Origin of the sequence: Pseudoalteromonas atlantica, from assembly GCF_043641955.1 — a bacterium.
GTDB classification, from domain to species: domain Bacteria; phylum Pseudomonadota; class Gammaproteobacteria; order Enterobacterales; family Alteromonadaceae; genus Pseudoalteromonas; species Pseudoalteromonas atlantica_A.
In genome coordinates, this window is the sequence record NZ_JBHZRV010000004.1 from 62,236 (window position 1) to 78,522 (window position 16,287).

At 42.1% G+C, this 16,287-nt stretch carries 16 protein-coding genes; 9 read left to right on the forward strand and 7 right to left on the reverse strand.

Translation table 11 applies throughout. The features are described 5' to 3' along the window. Nucleotides 1-14: 14 nt before the first annotated feature. Nucleotides 15-1,400, reverse strand: a complete 1,386-nt coding sequence (gene radA, locus ACHUE3_RS09860; protein WP_394192296.1) for a DNA repair protein RadA — start codon at nucleotides 1,398-1,400, stop codon at nucleotides 15-17. Between the two features lie 451 nt (nucleotides 1,401-1,851). Between radA and ACHUE3_RS09865 the strand changes: the two genes are divergently transcribed. Next, entirely contained in the window at nucleotides 1,852-4,344 is a 2,493-nt protein-coding gene (locus ACHUE3_RS09865; RefSeq protein WP_394192297.1) for a PilZ domain-containing protein, read from the forward strand. A gap of 302 nt (nucleotides 4,345-4,646) precedes the next feature. On the opposite strand, the gene serB is transcribed toward ACHUE3_RS09865, so the two are convergent. Beyond that, entirely contained in the window at nucleotides 4,647-5,654 is a 1,008-nt protein-coding gene (gene serB / locus ACHUE3_RS09870; RefSeq protein WP_394192298.1) for a phosphoserine phosphatase SerB, read from the reverse strand. A gap of 131 nt (nucleotides 5,655-5,785) precedes the next feature. Here serB and ACHUE3_RS09875 point away from each other — a divergent pair, with 131 nt between their 5' ends. Further along, complete coding sequence (locus ACHUE3_RS09875; RefSeq protein WP_394192299.1) at nucleotides 5,786-6,406, forward strand: AhpA/YtjB family protein; 621 nt, start codon at nucleotides 5,786-5,788, stop codon at nucleotides 6,404-6,406. Here the strand turns inward: ACHUE3_RS09875 and ACHUE3_RS09880 are convergent. From ACHUE3_RS09880 to ACHUE3_RS09900, 5 genes are all read right to left on the reverse strand, one after another. Further along, nucleotides 6,373-7,146 (reverse strand): TatD family hydrolase, encoded by a 774-nt coding sequence (locus tag ACHUE3_RS09880; RefSeq protein WP_394192300.1) that lies wholly within the window; start codon nucleotides 7,144-7,146, stop codon nucleotides 6,373-6,375. The genes ACHUE3_RS09875 and ACHUE3_RS09880 overlap by 34 nt on opposite strands. A 6-nt stretch (nucleotides 7,147-7,152) precedes the next feature. Next, nucleotides 7,153-7,791, reverse strand: coding sequence for a pyridoxamine 5'-phosphate oxidase (pdxH, locus tag ACHUE3_RS09885; RefSeq protein ID WP_394192301.1), 639 nt, complete (start codon nucleotides 7,789-7,791; stop codon nucleotides 7,153-7,155). A gap of 388 nt (nucleotides 7,792-8,179) precedes the next feature. Further along, entirely contained in the window at nucleotides 8,180-9,922 is a 1,743-nt protein-coding gene (argS, locus tag ACHUE3_RS09890; RefSeq protein ID WP_394192302.1) for an arginine--tRNA ligase, read from the reverse strand. Nucleotides 9,923-9,975: 53 nt separating this feature from the next. After that, complete coding sequence (gene prfC, locus ACHUE3_RS09895) at nucleotides 9,976-11,565, reverse strand: peptide chain release factor 3 (protein ID WP_394192303.1); 1,590 nt, start codon at nucleotides 11,563-11,565, stop codon at nucleotides 9,976-9,978. Nucleotides 11,566-11,821: 256 nt separating this feature from the next. Next, complete coding sequence (locus ACHUE3_RS09900; protein WP_000854920.1) at nucleotides 11,822-12,469, reverse strand: LexA family protein; 648 nt, start codon at nucleotides 12,467-12,469, stop codon at nucleotides 11,822-11,824. 117 nt (nucleotides 12,470-12,586) lie between these two features. Here ACHUE3_RS09900 and ACHUE3_RS09905 point away from each other — a divergent pair, with 117 nt between their 5' ends. Genes ACHUE3_RS09905 through eexR form a run of 7 tightly spaced genes read left to right on the forward strand, consistent with a single transcriptional unit; the run spans nucleotide 12,587 to nucleotide 16,259 of the window. Next, nucleotides 12,587-12,838 carry a helix-turn-helix domain-containing protein gene (locus tag ACHUE3_RS09905; RefSeq protein ID WP_024015942.1) on the forward strand — a complete coding sequence of 84 codons (252 nt, stop codon included), beginning with the start codon at nucleotides 12,587-12,589 and terminating at the stop codon, nucleotides 12,836-12,838. Nucleotides 12,839-12,893: 55 nt separating this feature from the next. Next, nucleotides 12,894-13,763 (forward strand): hypothetical protein, encoded by an 870-nt coding sequence (locus ACHUE3_RS09910; protein WP_008843243.1) that lies wholly within the window; start codon nucleotides 12,894-12,896, stop codon nucleotides 13,761-13,763. Continuing rightward, entirely contained in the window at nucleotides 13,750-14,412 is a 663-nt protein-coding gene (locus tag ACHUE3_RS09915) for a DUF6475 domain-containing protein (RefSeq protein ID WP_032481453.1), read from the forward strand. The genes ACHUE3_RS09910 and ACHUE3_RS09915 overlap by 14 nt, the downstream gene beginning before the upstream one ends. Beyond that, nucleotides 14,399-14,947: a lytic transglycosylase domain-containing protein gene (locus tag ACHUE3_RS09920; protein WP_000848909.1), complete on the forward strand. Its 549-nt coding sequence runs from the start codon at nucleotides 14,399-14,401 to the stop codon at nucleotides 14,945-14,947. The genes ACHUE3_RS09915 and ACHUE3_RS09920 overlap by 14 nt, the downstream gene beginning before the upstream one ends. After that, complete coding sequence (locus ACHUE3_RS09925) at nucleotides 14,944-15,243, forward strand: flagellar transcriptional regulator FlhD (protein ID WP_115113645.1); 300 nt, start codon at nucleotides 14,944-14,946, stop codon at nucleotides 15,241-15,243. The genes ACHUE3_RS09920 and ACHUE3_RS09925 overlap by 4 nt, the downstream gene beginning before the upstream one ends. Next, complete coding sequence (locus ACHUE3_RS09930; protein WP_043116920.1) at nucleotides 15,240-15,773, forward strand: FlhC family transcriptional regulator; 534 nt, start codon at nucleotides 15,240-15,242, stop codon at nucleotides 15,771-15,773. Before ACHUE3_RS09925 ends, ACHUE3_RS09930 begins: the two co-directional genes overlap by 4 nt. 54 nt (nucleotides 15,774-15,827) lie before the next feature. Next, on the forward strand, nucleotides 15,828-16,259 hold the full coding sequence (gene eexR / locus ACHUE3_RS09935) for an entry exclusion protein EexR (RefSeq protein WP_049544963.1): 432 nt from the start codon (nucleotides 15,828-15,830) through the stop codon (nucleotides 16,257-16,259). The last annotated feature ends 28 nt before the right edge of the window (nucleotides 16,260-16,287 follow it).

A 16,287-nucleotide genomic window follows, 5' to 3' on the forward strand; every position in this document is an offset into this window, starting at 1 on the left:
TTTGAAGCCTGTTATTAATTTATCAGGCTTAGTAGCTCATGGACGGTTTTAACAGGGGTAATTTTTGCTCCAAGCCCTTCCATCGACTTATGGTAATTACGAAATGGTATAAAAATTTCAGTAAAGCCATGTTGCGCTGCTTCTTTTACCCTTGGCACGCCGCTGTCTATTGGCCTTACGTCGCCATTTAAACTCAGCTCCCCCATGATGCAGGTTGTGCGCGGTACCACAAATTCATTTAAGCTACTTAATAAAGCCGCAACTAACGCAAGGTCGATACAGGTTTCTGATTCGTCAATTTTTAAGCCGCCCACAATATTAAAGAAAGTATCGTGGAAAATTTTAGTTTTAGTGTGCTTACGTAAAATACCCGTAAGCATTTTAATCCTGTTCATATTTAAGCCAACACAAACACGCTGTGGGAATTCGGCTTCTGTTTCGGTGGTTAAACATTGAATTTCAAGCAATAGGTTTCGGTTGCCTTTACGGATACAGGTAATAGCAGAACCGGGCGACTCAGTACTTGAGCCCGATAAAAATATCTCACTTGGGTTATCAACACTGAGCATACCGCGCTCGCACATTCTAAAAATACCCACGGTATCTATATCACCAAAGCGATTTTTGTTGGCTCTTAAAGTACGGATTTGTCCATCGTTTGTATCGATATGTAATAACGCATCGACGATATGTACCAAGGTTTGTGGACCTGCAATCTCGTTGTTTTTATTTACATGAGCAATGATGAACATGGTGACATCATTTTGTTTGCAGTACTGGGTCAATGCTTGTGCAGCACTTTTAACTTGTGATGGCGAACCTGGACTGCCGTTGGCAGTGTCTGTGACAACCGCTTGAATAGAGTCTATTACTGCAAACTTAATTTTATTTTTTTCAAGCTCTTCAATAATCGTTTCAACACTGGTTTCTGAAAGGAGATAAAGCTCATCTGCGTTGTAATCTAACTTTAAACGATTTACACGGTTTTTAAACTGCGACAGTGACTCCTCTGCAGTACAGTAAAGGGAAGGCATACGTTGTGACATTCTTGCTACCAAGTCAGACAGCAGTGTTGTTTTACCTGCACCTGGGTCACCAGAAATAATATTCACCGAACCGGTTGTAACACCGCCGCTTAAGACGCGATCAAGCTCTCCAATCTCAGTAAGTTGTTTTTCAGCCTCGACGGTGGCGATATCATTTATTTTTTTAGAACCTCCGCCTACTCCGCCCGCATAACCTCCGACACCTGCGCGTGATGACGCTTTTTTACTTTGCCCTGCAGAGGGTTTAAATTCGGCTAAGGTATTCCATGCCCCACAACGACACTGTCCTTGCCAACGTTGATAGTTCATGCCGCATTCGGTGCAAACAAACTCTACTTTTGCCGCTTTTGCCATTTAAATTCTTACCTAGTCTTATCTATTTATATTATGCTTGTGAAAAGCGTTTATTTTGTTAGCTCATGGTTTTACATAGCTACTGCTTGCCAATTAGTTAAATCAACGCCACAATCTATTTATAGCATTATGAGCTTTCTTTAAGGCACGTTTTTTGCTTTGTTTTTAGGTTAGCTAATATAAGTTCTAATACAAGTGCTAATACAAGAGCTATTACAAGTACTAATACTAGTAAATATATTAGTTAATATTTGCTAATAATTAGATAGTATTAGATAACCGCTAGCTTAAGCATAGATTTATGAGCCATTTATTTGGCAAATTATAATAATAAAAATTAAAAGTAGCTATCGTAACACTATTATAAGTAGTAAAGCAGCTCTACTAAGATGACGTGTTGCTTATATCAATAAATAGATGTATCTACTTTTCCAAGGTGATGGTTTTATAGATGAGTGAAGATATTCTCCTAAAATACGAAGATTTAGTTGATGAATTAAAATCGTACTTAGGCAATACAAAGTTTGATGGAATCTTTAAATCAAAAACAGCAGGCTTAACCAAGCCTGAGCAGTTTTTGATCAAGATGGAAATGTCACGCTTATCTCAACCCGTTGCACGCTTTATAGATTTAAGAGGTCAAGTAACTGGCCAAGTAAAACCGTATGAATATGGCGGTAAACAACACTTTATGGATGAAACCGCTATTAGTGTGTTTGAAGAGGCAATAAAACGCCATGGCGGTTACACTCTTGCAGTTTATGAAGCGGTAATGAATACCGATAATAACCATCGGGTTATGCAAAAAAAAGCCACTCAGCTGGCTAACCAGCCAGAACAACAAGCTCAAAATACACTTAGTTGCCAAGTAATCAAGTTTGCCTCTTATGAAAGCCGCCGTGAAGAGCGGATGAATTATTCGATCAAAATTACCGTTGAAATAAACAAGGGAAGTACAATATCTGCTACCACATCAGATATTTCCTTAAGTGGTGCCAAAATAAAACTAGCGCCTCGATATACTGTTAAACGTGGACAATTGATCGGTTTAAGGCTCGTTGGCTTAGAGCAAGACTTTGAGCTTGGGCTTAAAAATGGTATTCAATATGAAGTGGTTGCTGTTGAAGCGGTGTCCGCTGATTTTAACCACGTCCGATTAAAACGAACATTTGTTGAAAACAATGTTAAATTCGATGAGTTTTTAGAAAGCTTTATCCACGGTAATAAACGCAGATACAAAGTAAACTTAGACAATACTCTTGATGCGGTTGTGTCAAAAGGGTATGAACAATATTACATACCTCGTGTTGCTTCACTATTTGTTTTTTTTAGTTTAGAAAGTGAAAAGTTATACCCTAATATAGCGCTAACAACTGAAAATAATGTTTTTATTCAACGTTATTTCTGCGATGAACGAAAGTTATCTTGCTTATATTCCATCTTGAATCAACAACGTCTGGCTGAACTTTTAAACGACCCAGCCCCAGTGAAAGAAGAATATTTATATACTTTCACTCACGTTGTTGCTGGCAAAGTATATTATTACTCGGCAACCCGCACTGAGCTTAACAAAGAGCCTAAATTACATAATTTGTTTTTTGGTTTTGGTAGCCAAAAAGAAAGCTGGCAATGTTTTAAAGTGCAATTAATGCCAAGCCACCCCGAGGATTCTTTTATACCATTAAGCCTGCCTAAAACGGCGGGGAAAGATATTGAAAAACTCAATAAGCCTCCATCACCTCGGGTGCAAGGCATGTTGAAAGATATCAAATATTTAGCTGTATTAACTGCGGTGGGTACGCCCGCAGAGCAAAAGCGTTACCAAACCATTGAATACAATAAAAGTTTAGTTAATGAACTAAAACGCTTTGGTCATGGTAAACACAAAACACCGCCTCGCCTAGAAGCCGTTGATCTTGAATATGTTAATTTGCGCGCCCATAAGCGTTACCTCTACAAAACAGAGGTTATTGTGAATGAAGTTGCCTCAGAAGAACATTCAATTCAAGCTCATAGCCTTGATTTTTCGGTGATGGGTTTGCAAATTGAGTGTAAGCAGCCAGTTGACTTTAAAAAAGGCCATATTGTAGAGCTCAGTTTGCCTGAGTTACAAAAGATCACTAAAAAGCATCAGTTATCCAAGCTCAAATACGAAGTGATGGCAGTAAGCAAGTCTTTAACTACTATTAACTTAAAAGCCACCATAATAGCTGACTTACCTCATATGGGCGTGAAGTTTTTCACGCAACTAATTGAAAATAATAAAAGTAAGTTAAAAGTATCTGAAGAGACGCCAAAAATTCCAGGACTTTCAACTGCATTAAGAAACATGGTGACAAAAACAGTGTGTCAGCTACCTTTTTACTTACATAAAGAGGCCGCGCATTTTACAACAGGCGCAATTGGTCAAGGCTTATACCCCAGTCCCATTCATCGTATTTTACAAAGTTTTGGTTTGTTAAATGAAAAGACCAGTTTAGAAGCCTTTTTATCGACTGATCAAATCACCGAAACGATCACACCACTTATTAAAGATCGAAGCCGACAAGATCCTCCTCTACCATTTACCTTGTTTATTCGCTTTGATCCGAAAAAGTCATCTGTTGAAAGCGCTATAAAAACTCAGTGCACAGCGGTCGATGATTTTGCGCCACATACGTTTTTCCTCAAAAAAGGCTTAAAGAATGAGCTTATTTTTGTGATGCGTTTATTTATATCTCGAACAGGTCGCCCTGATACGGATTATTTATCAAACGAGTTAAAATATGTCAGCCAATATGCCTTGCACAAAGCCAAAGACTTAGAAGAAGCGCTTTGGTCTGTTGCTGGTGTGGGTGACATGGTGGACGTGACAGAGGAAGCGCTCAATCACTTTGACTTTAAAGCTGAGCAAATTGAGCAAATGTCATCACGAAAACAAGTTTGGTTGAATCGATTAGGATAAGTACGAAAGTGACTTAAAACTTACGTACTTTTATCCAAACCACCTCAAGATGCGAGTGTCAGTTGGAATTAAAAGCGATTTAGGCAAGGCATTGATTGCAAATAATAGTGGTTCTATTGTTAAAATCAATAACGCAGTATAAATCGCTTTTAAACCAACCCGCTGGGCGTTTCACAGGCACTTACTCTCATCGTTGTTCCTTCTTAAAAGGGATGGCCATTCTTGCAAAGTAACGCCTTGATATTAAGCCCCTGTGAAACGTTGAATTCTGCATCTTGAGGTGGCTTGGGTATATTCGTTGATTATTTAGGGATGGTTAGTAAATACAATAGCTGTAATAAGGAGCCTTCACATATCGCCGCTTGAGCCTGCTCAACTACTTTCGGCTTTCCGTGTACGGCAACGCCTAACCCAGCCTCTTTCATCATTACTAAATCATTTGCACCATCACCTATTGCGACTGTTTGATGAGATGGCAAGCTTAATTGCTTTTGTAGCATATCAAGCACTCTCGCTTTTTGGTTAGCATCTACAATTGTGCCTAGCACTTTCCCTGTCAGTTTGTTGTCTTTAAATTCAAGCTCATTTGCATGTACTTCGTCTAAGTTGAGTAACGTCTGTACTTGCTTTGCAAAGGGCACAAACCCACCTGAGGCAATGGCTAAATACCAGTTATGCTGTTTTAGCACTCGGCACAGCGCGTCGATACCCGGCATCAACGGTAGTGTACTCTTTAATTCATCAATTAAGCTTTGTTCTATACCTTCAAGCTTTGCAACTCGTTGATAAAGGCTTTCACTAAAATCGAGCTTGCCCGCCATCGCTTGTGCGGTGACAGCTGCGACTTCGTCATAAACGTTTGCAAGACGTGCAATTTCATCAATACATTCAATGGTGATTGCCGTTGAGTCCATGTCCATCACCAGTAAACCCGGCTCATGCAAATTGGGCGGCGTGTTGAGCTGCACCAGTTGAAAACCTTTCGCATGAGCAAATTCATTCATTACCAAAGGGTTTAAAGAACCATTAAAGTCATTACTGTAAAAGCAAATAGCAGGTGCAAGCTGTGGATCAGGTTGATAACGACAAACGCCACTGACTAAAATGTTATTCGCGTTGAGAAAATTTAGAATATCCTCAAAATTTTCACCATCAAATTGCGCCCCAAATGCAACACTAAACGTCCCCTGAGGATTGTCAGGTATATGTGTTTTTGTAAATTCAGCCTCAACAAGCTGATACCAGTTGCCAAGCACTAATTGCGATGATAATTGGGCTGGTGATAGGGCCGCAAGGCGTTCCAATGTCATGATGACTCCAAATGAGACTAATGTCCCCCTGCATTTTTAATAGTAAACTCGCCATAAGCAGGGCTTTAAGGTTATAGTTAGCATAGTTGTAACATCAAAAACAAAGGCTGTCAGCAGCGTAAGCAATGACTATGAAAAATAACCATATTAATAACCCGGTTTCAGCATCAGTTAGGCAACGACTTGTTCGCCTAAGTTTAGCGGCTGCATGCTTTTTATTATTAACATGGGTTGCTGTTAATAGCAGCTTTCAAAGTCATCAGTTGCTTTATGACAATGCTGATAATACAGCGAAGAGCTTAACTCGGCTTATGGCATTGAGTGCACAAACACCATTAGTTGAAAAAAACAAACCGGCACTAACAGCGCTTTGCAATAACATTAGCAAGGATGAGTTTGTACTAGCGGCCACAATTTACGACCACCAAGGTGCATTAATTGCGAGCAGCGATAATTGGCAACCTCACCATTTAATGGGTAAGTTACCCCACTCAACTCCCGGCATTAGTAAATTAAAAACCCCTTTTGTTGAGCCTGTTACCAATGCCAATGAACGTCCCATTGGATTTGTATCAATTACTTACTTAACGCGTGCAGCTGTATCACAAAGCCATAACCATTTTCATGACCTAGGCAGGCAAGTGCTTTTAATGTTAGTAATTACCAGTATTTTTACATGGCAACTTGGTCGTGGTTTAAAGCGTTGGCAAGTTAGTCGCTATATGCAAAAAAGTGCTGAGCACGAGTCATAAAGCTGCTGCTTAAATAGCGCTTTATCTTCACCCGTTAGTTGCTTTAGTTCACATAATTGCTCAAACACACGGGTAAGTTGCAATGGCGTGTTTATTTGTCCTTGGAAGCCCGATAAAGGCATTGAGGGTGAATCAGTCTCCAGCAGTAAATGCTTTGCATCTAGCTGCGCAATAACATGGCGAGTCTTTTGGGCTCGTTCATAAGTAATACCTCCCCCCACTCCTAGTTTAAACCCTTGCTCAATATAATATTGAGCCTGCTGCATTGAGCCTGAAAAAGCATGTATTACACCGCCATATTTAGGTTTACAGCGTTTAAAAGATTGGGCAATTAAGTCGTGGCTTTTGCGATGATGAACAATTAAGGGAAGTTGTAGCTGGTTTGCTAGCGCTATTTGGTACTCAAAAATATGAATTTGAAGAGCAAGGCCATCGATACTTCGATCAATCCCACACTCACCAATAGCAATAATTTTATCTCTATGATGGTGAGCAAATTCAGTTAATTTTGCTAAGTTCTCATCAAGGTATTCTGACAAGAAATAAGGGTGCAAACCTGCTCCAATACGAATACTGGGATAGCGCCTTGCAAACTCAATGAGTGCCTTGGATTGAGCTAAAGTAATCCCAGGCACAATAAAGGTCTTGATCTCCTGCTGCCTACATTGCTGTATCAATTGCTCCCGATTAGGCTCAAACTCACTAAAGTCTAGGTGGCAGTGGGAATCAATAAAGCTCATAGCTGATTAGGGATTCAACCGAGTAACTTGCCAATTGTTATCGGCTTGGCGTTGAAACATAAAGCGGTCATGCAAACGGTGTGCGCCACCTTGCCAAAACTCAATTTTACTAGGCACAACGCAGTAACCACCCCAAAAATCAGGTAATGGTATTTCACCATTAGAGAACTTACTCTTCATATTAGCAAAAGTTTCCATTAACACTTTACGTGATGAAATTGGCCTACTTTGAGCCGAAGCCCACGCTGCTAATTGACTTTCCTTCGGACGTGATAAGAAATATTTTGCTACAGCAGATGTTGGTAATGGCTTGGCTTCACCATATACAATCACTTGGCGCTCCATGTGGTGCCATGGAAAATGCAGCGATATTTTGTTATTGCCTTTCAGTTCTTGCGCTTTACGTGAGCCTGTATTGGTAAAAAACACAAATCCATTATCATCAAGATGTTTTAATAACACGATGCGCTGAGAGGGCTGGCCTGTTTCATCAACTGTTGCCACTACCATTGCCGTTGGATCAGGCATTTGAGTTGCTACCGCAGTTTCAAGCCACATTTCAAACTGCTTGAATGGGCAATCAAGCAAGTTGTCTTCGCTAAGCGCATCTTGCAGGTATTCACGACGGATATCTTCGAGTTTCATAAAATTCCCTCTAGGTTCTAGGTTCTAGGTTCTAGGTTCTAGGTTCTAGGTTCTAGGTTCTAGGTTCTAGGTTCTAGGTTCTAGGTTAATCAAAGTAGACAACCAGCAAGGCAGTCAAGCAAGTATAAGGCGTATGATTATATTAACTTTGTTGGGTTTCGTTGCACTCAACCCAACCTACGACAAGGCGGAAAACCGACTTATCCCTATGAGCATACGCTCTTGTATCTGATTAGGGCCAACTATTCAATGCCAAACTACGCATCTGCAAGTGTAGAAGTGCTGACAAGGCGAAGTGCTTTTTTTATGCCAAGGAGCATACGTTTTTGTATGTGACTTAGGCTAAAAAAGCACGACAACGCAGTCAAAGCGAACTACACGCAGCAGATTACATTTGCTCCATGACTTCGATGCCTAGTAAATCTAAGCCTGTGCGCAATGTGTCTGCCACTAAATTACATAACACTAAACGGCTGTCACGCACACTTGGCTCTACGCCTTCTTTAAGCACTGGACAAGCTTCGTAGAATGTCATGTATAAACTTGCTAGTTCGTATAAGTAGCTACACAATACGTGCGGTGTTGCTTCACTGATCATTTGATCAAGCACTTCTTCTAACTGAAGAAGTTTAAGAGCAAGTGCTTTTTCTTGCGGTTCAATGATAGCGACATCTGCACTTAAGCTCGTTGAATCTACACCTGACTTACGGAATATACTGCGCACGCGGGTATATGCATATTGCAAGTAAGGTGCGGTTGCACCTTCAAAGCTGAGCATGCTATCCCAGTTGAAAATATAATCGCTGGTACGGTTTTTAGATAAGTCTGCATATTTAACTGCACCAATACCTACTTTACGAGCAATTTCGCTACGCTCTTGCTCACTAAAATCTGAGATCCGCTCAGCTAGTTTTGCACTTGCACGAGTGATTGATTCTTCAAGTAGATCAGCCAATTTAACTGTGCCGCCAGTACGTGTTTTAAATGGTTTACCATCTTCACCCATCATGGTGCCGAATGGGCAAAACTCATAACTGGTTTCATCACGCAGTAAACCTGCTTTACGGGCAGTTAGTTCAACTTGATTAAAGTGAAGGCTCTGACGCGCATCAACAAAAATTAAGATTCGCTCTGCACCTAATTTGTTTGAGCGATAGTCACACGCAGCTAAATCTGTGGTCGCGTATAAGAAACCGCCACCTGATTTTTGCACGATAAACGCCGATGGCTCACCATCTTTATTCGCTAGTTCATCTAAAAATACAACTTGCGCGCCTTGCGATTCAACCGCAATTTCTTTATTTTTCAACAGCGCAATAATATCGTTTAGCTCTGCGTTGTAAGCACTTTCAGCCATGATGTCATCGGCTGTAAGCGTTACATTTAAGCGTTTGTATACTTCTTCAGAGTGCTTAACTGACGTTGCAATAAATAGCTTCCACAGTTTTTCACAATGTGCATCGCCACCTTGTAATTTAACAACGTATTCGCGGGCTTTGTCGGCAAAACCTTCTTCATCATCAAAACGCTTCTTAGCATCACGGTAAAAAGTTTCTAAATCAGCAAGCGCAACAGAATCTAAATCAACACCTTGGTTAATTTGATCTTCTAAGTGCGCAATCAACATACCAAATTGCGTGCCCCAATCTCCCATGTGATTTTGACGAATTACCTTGTCACCACGAAACTCAAGTGCACGCACTACAGAGTCACCAATAATCGTTGAACGTAAATGGCCTACGTGCATTTCTTTAGCCAAGTTTGGTGATGAGTAATCAACAACAACCGTTTGCGGCTTTGCGTGTTCTGCAACAGATAATTTTGCATCTTGATTAGCCGCTTCAACACTGCTTGCTAAAAATTCAGACTTTAAATGGATATTAATAAAACCCGGACCTGCGATTTCTGTTTTATCGGCGATGTCACTGACATCTAAATTATCAATAATTTTTTGTGCAAGCTCTCGTGGGTTGCTTTTCATTTTTTTCGCAGCACCCATCGCGCCATTAATTTGGTAATCACCAAATTGTGGACGCGTGCTTTGCGTAACCGCTGGGTTGGTATCAGCAGGTAAGCCTGCTGCTGTCATTGCCGCAATTGCTTTATCAATTAATAACGTACGAATGTTCATGTAATTTGTTACCTTTATCAGCCCACTATTGCAGGCTTAAATTAAATTTTTGTCTAGTTTTCACGTGTGTGGTTAAACGTCACCTCAGGGTAACGTTCAATTGATAAATTAAGATTTACACGGCTAGGTGCAATATAAGTTAAGTTATCACCGCCATCTAAGGCTAAATTGCTTTCACACTTACGCTTAAAGTCTTCAAACTTTTTAACATCAGTTGAACTTACCCAGCGAGCAGTATTTACATTCACGCTTTCGTAAATCGCATCTACGTTATATTCTGCTTTTAAGCGAGCAACAACTACATCGAACTGCAGCACACCAACAGCGCCTACAATCAGGTCGTTATTAATTAGTGGTCTAAATACCTGTACAGCGCCTTCTTCTGAAAGTTGCACTAAACCTTTTAATAACTGCTTTTGTTTAAGTGGATCGCGCAAACGAATACGACGGAATAACTCAGGTGCAAAGTTAGGAATACCACTAAACTTAAGCTTTTCACCTTGTGTGAACGTATCACCAATTTGAATTGTGCCATGGTTGTGTAAACCAATTATGTCACCAGCATATGCATCGGCAGCGCGTTCGCGATCGCCAGCCATAAAGGTAACCGCATCAGAGATGCTTACTTGTTTACCTATGCGTACATGGTTCATTTTCATACCTTGGCTATATTTACCCGATACGATACGCATGAAAGCTATACGGTCACGGTGCTTTGGATCCATGTTTGCTTGTATTTTGAATACGAAGCCTGAGAAGTTTTCTTCTGTGGCAACGACAGTTCGGTTTTCTGTTTCACGCGGCAATGGCGTAGGCGCCCATTCCGTCAAACCATTTAATACATGATCAACACCAAAGTTACCTAATGCAGTACCAAAATAAACTGGAGACAATTCACCTGCTAAAAATAGCTCTAAATCAAATTCATTTGATGCACCAATCACCAGCTCAAGCTCTTCACGTAATTGCTCTGCAAGTTCGCCACCAATTGCTTCATCAAGCTCTGGATTATCAAGCCCTTTAATACTTCGCACTTCTTGGATGGTGTGACCTTGACCTGTTTTATACAAAATAGTCTCGCCACGGTGAATATGATAAACACCTTTAAATTCTTTACCACAACCAATTGGCCAAGTAATCGGCGCACAGGCAATATTAAGCTCAGTTTCAACTTCGTCTAATAATTCCATTGGATCACGAATGTCACGGTCACACTTATTCATAAAGGTAACAATTGGCGTGGTACGCAGGCGAGTAACTTCCATTAATTTACGTGTACGGTCTTCTACACCTTTCGCTGCATCGATAACCATTAAACATGAATCCACCGCTGTTAAGGTGCGATAAGTATCTTCTGAGAAATCTTCGTGTCCAGGAGTGTCGAGTAGATTAACTAAACGTTCATTAAACGGAAACTGCATCACAGAGGTGGTTACCGAGATCCCACGCTCTTTTTCCATGTCCATCCAGTCAGATTTGGCATGTTGATTAGAACCACGCCCCTTTACCGTACCTGCTTTTTGAATAGCTTGTCCGAACAACAATACTTTTTCAGTGATGGTGGTTTTACCCGCATCCGGGTGAGAGATGATAGCAAAGGTCCTTCGCTTATTGATTTCATTAAGAAAATCTTGGTTTGCCATGTATAAATTCTTTTAGTTTGTACACGGATTTGTACACACTTTTGGAAGTACTCTCTTTTCAGTTCTTCGCTTGTCAAATCCGTCGTGTTAATCGTAATTGGCCGCTATTTTCGCTGATCTTGACTTTATAAACAATCAATGGTTACCTAATCGGTTACCATTTACTCTCAGCGTGCACCAATGCTCAGTTGTAGCTGTTTGCAATCGTTGCTTCTTCAGCTAATGAACAACTGTGGCTAAACCACAAATTCCTTCGCTACCAGAAATCGATGATAGCTTGTCGTACTACACCGATGATGGTGCAGTTGCCGTTGATCGGTATTGCAGGGTATTGCGGGTTCAAAGGTTTTAGATACTTCTGTTCACCATCAATAACCAACTGCTTAAAGGTTGCTTCTTTCGAATCATCCAAACGCGCAACAACCAATGAACCTGAAGAGTAAGGTAACTCAGGATCAACAACGATCACTGCCCCCTCAGGTATGGATTTTTTTCCGCTTGGATTTTCCATACTGTCGCCTTTTACGCGAAGTGCGAAACAACCCTCATGTGCTTTCCCAGTGACTTCACGCCACTCCTCAGCATCTTCATGGGCAAATCCCTCCGCTATTTCAGTCCAATCACCGGCCTGAACCCAGTTAATGAGAGGAATTCTTCCCTTAATATCAGGCCCGACTTCTACATTACCGACCCCCAAGCCAATCTCGCCATCACCTGTGGCGAGCCAATGAGCATTCACGCGAAGCGCCTCCGCGATCTGCATGGTGTAACGAGACCTAGCCGATTTACCAGAGCAAATCTGGCTGATCGACTGCTGTTTGATACCAATGCGACGAGCCAACTCAGACTGAGTTACCCCAGTAAGCTGCAAGGCATGGTTTAGTCGTTCGGATAAAGTTTTCATAAGCCCGCATTCTACAAATAAAACTGTAGTCTTTCAACAATTTTAACTGTTGACTTATCTACAGTTTAAACTGTAACATTCAATCTTGTAACAGTTATTATTGTAACAGGAGACGGTATGGAAGTGTTCAAAACGACACAAAAACATCTCCGCCGTGCCATTGACTTGGTCGGCGGGCAATCAGCATTAGCAAGAGCCATCAACTCAAAACAGCAAAACGTCTGGTTTTGGTTGAATAAATCAGGGCGTGTTCCCGCTGAATTCGTTTTACCCATCGAACAAGCTACGCAAGGACAGGTAACCCGATCTCAGTTAAGACCGGACATCTATCCCGAATGCCCAAGCGAGCTGAAAGCCAGTAACCAGTAGGATTAAGGGCAAATAATGGTCAGCATTTTACGTAAACACAAAAGCGAGTTCCTCCATGCGTGATTATGGCAAGGTCTATACCCGCTTTTGGCTAAAGCAAAATGTTTTGTCCTGGAGTGACTCAGCGAAGTTGCTAGGACTGTATTTGCTTACATGCCCACATTGTAATTTGCTTGGCTGCTTTCGACTGCCGATTGGTTACGTTGCTTCTGACTTGAACTGGGATGAGCAACAGGTTGCCAAGACGTTAAGTGAGTTAGAACAAGATCAGTTCCTGATTCGTTGCGAGGCATCTGGTTGGACTTTGATTCGAAGCTTTCTGAAGCACAACCCAATCGAAAACCCAAACCAAGGTAAGGCAGCCTTTCGGTTGCTTAAAGATGTACCTGCCGACTTCATTGGTATGGCATCGCTTTTGAAATCTCTTGCCGCTTTTCAAGCTCGGCTACCAGAAGAATTTTCATCATTGTTTATGCCTGATGGCAACCCGGTAAGGGACTCTCAACGGTCGGATGACTCTGAGAGAAGCAATAAACCAACAGTTAAAACTGTTGACCACATACAGTTTGAAGACTTCTGGGATGTACAAATACGCAAAGAAAAAAAAGCGAAAGCCAAAGAAGAATGGCTACGCATGGGCCTCAATGAAGACCATGAACTCGCCTTGGAAGTGCTAACACGCTGGAAAGAGCAACGAGACAACCGATTACAGTATCAAGATCGGACTAAGACCCCTATGCCACATAACTGGCTTTTAAACCGGCAATGGGAAGACGAGTACGTTCGCATTGATGAAGTACAGCAATCATCGACGAGCCTAAAGGGCAGCAATCACCAATTGAATATTGAAGAAAGCAATCGTCGCATCGCTGAAAGCTGGGCCGGACCAGGTATTCGGGAGGTTCGTTCAAGTGCAGGAGGTTGATAAACGCGAGTTTGCTGAAGTTTGGGGAGCAGCTTGGGCCATGTATGGCAAAAGCGTATCACCGCAATTGCTATCCATCGCATTTGAAGCCCTTCGTGCTTATAGCATTGAAGAAGTGCGAATCGGTCTGACTCGGCATATTCAATCACCGGATACTGGGCAATTTTTTCCAAAGCCCGCTGACGTCATCAAGCATATCGATGGCAACTCGGGTTCAAGAGCCATGGTTGCTTGGAACAAAGTTGACAAGGCTGTTCGTCAGGTTGGTGCTTGGACATCCGTGATGTTTGACGATGCACTTATCCACCGCGTGATTTCAGACATGGGGGGATGGGTTGAACTCTGCAAAGTTGATGACAGGGAATACCCCTTTAAGCAAAAAGAGTTTTTAACACGCTACCAGGCTTACTTGCTGCGGGACGAAGTGGGTGAATACCCAAGGCTATTACAGGGTATTGCAGACCATCAGAACCAGCAAAAAGGATTTGATATGCAAGCGCCTGTTGCCGTGGGTGACTGGTCAAAAGCGGCACAAGTTTACACGAGAGGCATCGCCAATTTTAGCGCAGTGCCTTTGAAAAGAATAAGCCCGAAAGCCATTCAGGCGCTTCTCGAAAATCAATTAGAGGACAAAAATGAAAACGATTAAAGCAAAAACCGTTGCCCTAGTGATAGCCATGTCCGCAAGCACTTCAGTCTATGCGTTTCCGGGCTATCAGTGGGAAAAAGCAGCACAAAGTGTTGGTATTGATCCAGTCATGCTCTACGCCGTTGCCTTGGCTGAGTCAGCCTCACATCGAGGTCTTAACATGACCAGTCCATGGCCATACGCAATTCGCAATGGTTCAAACGCAACCTACGCCAAATCTAAGACAGAAGCGGAGCAACTGTTAAACCAGGCACTGCAAGAGAGTGAAAAATACCAGCTCGATATTGGCCTTATGCAAATCAATTTGCATTGGCATGGGCATCGAGTGAGCTCAGCAGCTGAACTGCTAGACCCCATCACCAACCTTACTGTCGGCTCCAGTATTTTGGCCGAAGCAATCAAGTCTTCACCAAACGATTTAGAGCTTGGCATAGGCCGCTATCACAGTTGGAACGAAGAGCGTGCACGCTGGTATGGGCAAAGAGTGCTTTCTATCTATCGCAATATTTTACATGAACTGGAGGTCCGTCAATGACAACCAATCAACAAGACTTCTATCAATTAAATTTGGCGTACCTACACGCAGCACGTGAATTATCGCGAATTGATCCGCAAGAGGCGGTCTTGCGCTTTGGACTTACACGCGACGTGGTGGATGCACTGATTAATGCCGGTGTTGACGACCTGCAACGAGTGGCGACCTCATCATTCATGCTGTTTCAACCAAGGGGTAACCAAAGCCAACTGATTGAGATGGTGAAGAGCAAAGGCACAGGTATCCCAAGAATCGCTTATTTATTATCAACCCTAAACAACAAGGGGGATGCATGATTGATAACCTGTCCAAAAGTGAGCTGTTTACCCGAGCCTCGCTGCTTATTAAGTACGGATTTCGAACGACCATTATCGCGCTCGATACAGGTTTGCCAATCCACATTATCAGAAGGCTGCACAAAGAAGTGACTGGCAAGTCACCTTGTCCTGGTCAGTTGCCAGAATCTGATGCCATCGTTAAAAGCAGAAGAGCCCTAGTTGAAGGCTCCCTGCTGATGGCGCTTTATGTCAATATTGGTGGTGATAATGTCTACAAGCAATTAAATATCGATGCTTTGATGAAGGCTTACGATGCGTACTTGGTTGCGAGAGAAGAGGCAGAGCTTCCAGCTGAGATCCCCTGGAAAAAACTGACCATCAATGAAGGTTGGGTTCTAGCTCGTGATTTAAGATCACAGCTTGCATCCTTACACCGGTGTCGATGCGGTAGTCTGTATTTGACGGTATCTCAACAGCGCATTCAGCTTAAATGTCCTGTGTGCGAGATTATGGCTGAGCAAACCACTAGAGCACTTTTTGAGAACTGACATGCTGATACATGATTTGATTGTGCACCGCCCGTGCACTTTGAGAGTACTAAGATGACAAACTTACTTAAATCTTTACCAGCACGCTGCTGGGTTATATCACTGGGGCTTTTTCTGGCGACTTTGGCTGCGGCTCATTTTTTTCCATCAGAAATATTAACGGCATCTGCCAAGTTAGCGGCTCTGCCATTTCTGTTCTGCACCGTCGTTTTTTTCAGCTACTTGGGATTCAAAGCGACCTGCAACCCCATCGGCCTTATAGCCATCACCACTATGTTTTTAGCAATCGCATATTGGCAAGTGAGTTGGACAATTTTCTGTGTCGGCTTAGCTTTCTTAGGCTTAAGCGGTCTAATCCGTTTGTTTCAAAGGCAACTGAAAGATACCGGTCGAGAACTAAGCCTGAGCGAAAAAAAATATTGGTACTGGGTAAACGAATTTGCAGATGGTCGCTCATCTATTCTCCCCAAAAAACCAAAAAAGTAGCCAGCCTATCACGCTGGCTACCTTCTAT

Coding starts and splice junctions, on each gene's coding strand:
- ACHUE3_RS09905 (WP_024015942.1), top strand. CDS start 12,587: ATGGAAGTGTTCAAAACGACACAAAAACATCTCCGCCGTGCCATTGAC.
- ACHUE3_RS09920 (WP_000848909.1), top strand. CDS start 14,399: ATGAAAACGATTAAAGCAAAAACCGTTGCCCTAGTGATAGCCATGTCC.
- ACHUE3_RS09900 (WP_000854920.1), bottom strand. CDS start 12,469: ATGAAAACTTTATCCGAACGACTAAACCATGCCTTGCAGCTTACTGGG.
- ACHUE3_RS09880 (WP_394192300.1), bottom strand. CDS start 7,146: ATGAGCTTTATTGATTCCCACTGCCACCTAGACTTTAGTGAGTTTGAG.
- ACHUE3_RS09925 (WP_115113645.1), top strand. CDS start 14,944: ATGACAACCAATCAACAAGACTTCTATCAATTAAATTTGGCGTACCTA.
- eexR (WP_049544963.1), top strand. CDS start 15,828: ATGACAAACTTACTTAAATCTTTACCAGCACGCTGCTGGGTTATATCA.
- ACHUE3_RS09865 (WP_394192297.1), top strand. CDS start 1,852: ATGAGTGAAGATATTCTCCTAAAATACGAAGATTTAGTTGATGAATTA.
- argS (WP_394192302.1), bottom strand. CDS start 9,922: ATGAACATTCGTACGTTATTAATTGATAAAGCAATTGCGGCAATGACA.
- pdxH (WP_394192301.1), bottom strand. CDS start 7,791: ATGAAACTCGAAGATATCCGTCGTGAATACCTGCAAGATGCGCTTAGC.
- serB (WP_394192298.1), bottom strand. CDS start 5,654: ATGACATTGGAACGCCTTGCGGCCCTATCACCAGCCCAATTATCATCG.
- radA (WP_394192296.1), bottom strand. CDS start 1,400: ATGGCAAAAGCGGCAAAAGTAGAGTTTGTTTGCACCGAATGCGGCATG.
- ACHUE3_RS09875 (WP_394192299.1), top strand. CDS start 5,786: ATGAAAAATAACCATATTAATAACCCGGTTTCAGCATCAGTTAGGCAA.
- prfC (WP_394192303.1), bottom strand. CDS start 11,565: ATGGCAAACCAAGATTTTCTTAATGAAATCAATAAGCGAAGGACCTTT.
- ACHUE3_RS09910 (WP_008843243.1), top strand. CDS start 12,894: ATGCGTGATTATGGCAAGGTCTATACCCGCTTTTGGCTAAAGCAAAAT.
- ACHUE3_RS09930 (WP_043116920.1), top strand. CDS start 15,240: ATGATTGATAACCTGTCCAAAAGTGAGCTGTTTACCCGAGCCTCGCTG.